Source organism: Polaromonas sp. (genome assembly GCF_018780625.1).
GTDB lineage: Bacteria > Pseudomonadota > Gammaproteobacteria > Burkholderiales > Burkholderiaceae_C > Polaromonas.
This window is the reverse complement of record NZ_JADMJK010000033.1, coordinates 1-2,918: the sequence shown is the minus strand read 5'-3', so window position 1 is coordinate 2,918 and position 2,918 is coordinate 1. Positions and strand designations below refer to the sequence as shown.

Here is a 2,918-nt window from a genome sequence, read left to right as displayed (position 1 = left end):
TGGCGCTGGCCTTGGCGGAAGTGCATGCGGAGCTGATCCTGGTGCATCCATTTCGCGAAGGCAATGGCCGTCTGGCGCGTTTACTGGCTTTGTTGATGGCCTTGCAGGCGGGCCTGCCGCCGCTGGACTTCAGCCCCATGCTGGGGCGAGGGCGGCGCATCTACATTGGAGGAATCCATGCCGCAATGGGGCGGGACTATCTGCCTCTGGCGACCGTATTTGAAAAAATTATCGTGCGTTCGAAGCGGCGCGCTGCCGCCAATATGCAGTGAAGCTTTCCTGAGTGGCAGGTGCGTTGGTTTTGGCACTTGCAGCAAACGGGGCGCGAATGCCTTCAACCGCAGATGACGTTTTGGCAGAAATCCTAAGCGCCGCTTTGCGCGTGGCCTCGGTGCGGCTGTGCAGGTACGGGTTGGATTCTTTAAGGGTCATGGAGTAATGTTACTACGCACACGCTTGACAGGGTAGCTGTTCAAAACCCCGACATTACAGACTGTGGCATCAAGATGGGGCTGGCGGCGCATTCGGAATTCGCGAATACCGAATGTCGTTTCTCTGCAATATGCAAACAGCATATAAATATTAAAAGTTGATTGCCGTGCAATAATTATGCAAACTGCATATCGCATAAATAAAAAATGAGTTCATCAGGCATCAAATCCCGTCTGGGCCACGCGCAGTGGTCACTCAAGCCGCAAGACTTGGCCATGGCGTTCAAGCTGGTGTGTCTGGCGGGGAAAAAGCTGCCCTATGTGGCGCTGGCGCAGGCCATGCACATGTCTCAGTTTGAGGCCCACGCCTGCATGGCGCGCCTGAGTGGCGCACGGCTGTTGACCGAAGTGAGTGGTGCCCCTGCACTGGTAATGGCCGCGTTCCGGCCTATGGTGCTGCATGGGGCGGCTTACTTTTTCCCAGCGGTGCGCGGTGAGATCACTATGGGCTTTCCTACGGCCTATGGCGTGGAGCCTCTCAAGTCCAGGGTGTTGTTTGCCGATGAGATGCCGCCCGTGTGGCCGCATGCCGACGGCCCGGTGCGCGGTAGTGTGCTGTTGCCGCTGTACCCCAACTTGCCTTTGGCCGCTGTGAAGGACCCGGCCTTGTACGAGTTACTCGCCCTGTTTGACGCGCTACGCATCGGCCAGGCGCGTGAGCGCGAAATGGCCCGCAAGTTGCTGGAAGAAAGGTTGAGCTGATGGCCGCATTCAACAACCCCAATCTCGCCATTCTGGAGCTGGTGGCGCAGGCGCTGGGGCCCGTGTGTGAGCGCGTCATTTTTGTAGGTGGTTGTGCCACGGGCTTGCTGCTCACGCGAGAGCGACCAGACCGAATCCGTATTACCGAAGACGTGGACATCGTGGCCCAGGCGCTCACTGTGCACGACTTCCACGGCATAGAAAAGCAAGTCCGAGCCCAAGGCTTCAGCAATGATATGCGCCCCGACGCACCCATTTGCCGCTGGGTGTACAAGAGCATCACGCTTGATCTGATGCCGACGGTGAAAGACATTCTGGGCTTTGCAAACCGTTGGTATCCTCTGGCGCTGGCAACCGCAGAGACGGTTGTATTGCCTAGCGGAACAACCATCAGGCTCATCACCGCCCCCGTGTTCATTGGCACCAAGTTGGAAGCATTCAAAGACCGGGGCAAGCACGCCAACGGCAAACCCGACTACCTGGGAAGCCATGACCTGGAAGACATCATTACGGTTGCAGACAGGCGCCCAGAGTTGCTTGCCGAGTGTCGCGCCGCCTCGCCAGAGCTTCGCACCTACATGGCGGCGGAATTCACTGCGCTTTTCTCAGACCCCGAGTTCGAGCAAGCTTTATCCGGGCATTTGCCGGGCGACTCCTTCAGCCAGCAGCGTGCAAAGCCGCTGGCACTGACCTTACGCGAACTATCCAAACTAACCTCATGAACTCAGCCACCATCGTCCAGAAACTCTGGAACTACTGCAACGTGCTGCGCGACGACGGCATGAGCTACGGCGACTACGTCGAGCAGCTCACCTACCTGTTGTTCCTGAAAATGGCCGACGAGCGCAGCAAGCCGCCGTTCAATCTCACCGGCGAGGCACCCAGCCCCATCCTCAAGGGCTACGACTGGCCTTCGCTGCTGGCCAAAGACGGCGACGAGCTGTTTGACCACTACCGCCACACGCTGGAAAAGCTGGGTGCCGAGAAGGGCACCATCGGCCTGATTTTCGGCAAGGCGCAAAACAAGTTTCAGGACCCGGCCAAGCTGCGCCGCCTGGTGGTGGACCTGATCGATTGTGAAAACTGGTCGGCCATGGGCGCGGATGTGAAAGGCGACGCCTACGAGGGTTTGCTGGAGAAGAACGCGCAAGACACCAAGAGCGGAGCTGGGCAGTACTTCACGCCGCGACCGCTGATTCAGGCCATGGTGGACTGCATTGCGCCCAAGCCGGGCGAGACGGTGTGCGACCCGGCATGTGGCACCGGCGGCTTTTTGTTTGCCGCGCACAACCATGTGGCCGACCACAATCCCAATCTCACCCGCGAGCAGAAGAAGCACCTGAAAGAAAAAGCCTTCACTGGCTACGAACTGGTGCAAAGTACGGCGCGGCTGGCGGCCATGAACATGATGCTGCACGGCATTGGCTCCGACAAGTCGGTGCCGATCGTGGTGGCCGACGCACTCGCCGCCGACCCCGGCGAGCGCTTTGACGTGGTGCTGGCCAACCCGCCCTTTGGCAAGAAGAGCAGCACCATGATCACCGGCGCTGAAGGCAAGGTGACGACCGAGAAAGACGTGATCGAGCGCGACGATTTCTGGGCCACCACCAGCAACAAGCAGCTCAACTTTGTGCAGCACATCAAGACCCTGCTCAAGCAGCATGGGCGCGCGGCGGTGGTGCTGCCTGACAACGTGCTGTTTGAAGGCGGCGCGGGCGAGACCAT

4 protein-coding genes are annotated in these 2,918 nt (G+C 59.2%); all 4 read left to right on the top strand.

The window, feature by feature from the left end:
* Positions 1-272, top strand: a 272-nt coding sequence (locus IV091_RS02695; protein WP_293464765.1) for a Fic family protein, incomplete at its 5' end; no start/stop codon positions are given.
* Positions 273-638: 366 nt separating this feature from the next.
* Positions 639-1,193: a hypothetical protein gene (locus IV091_RS02690; protein WP_293464762.1), complete on the top strand. Its 555-nt coding sequence runs from the start codon at positions 639-641 to the stop codon at positions 1,191-1,193.
* Entirely contained in the window at positions 1,193-1,915 is a 723-nt protein-coding gene (locus tag IV091_RS02685; protein ID WP_293464759.1) for a hypothetical protein, read from the top strand. Before IV091_RS02690 ends, IV091_RS02685 begins: the two co-directional genes overlap by 1 nt.
* Positions 1,912-2,918: class I SAM-dependent DNA methyltransferase (locus tag IV091_RS02680; protein ID WP_293464756.1), on the top strand; the 1,007-nt coding region annotated here is incomplete at its 3' end. The genes IV091_RS02685 and IV091_RS02680, both read left to right, overlap by 4 nt.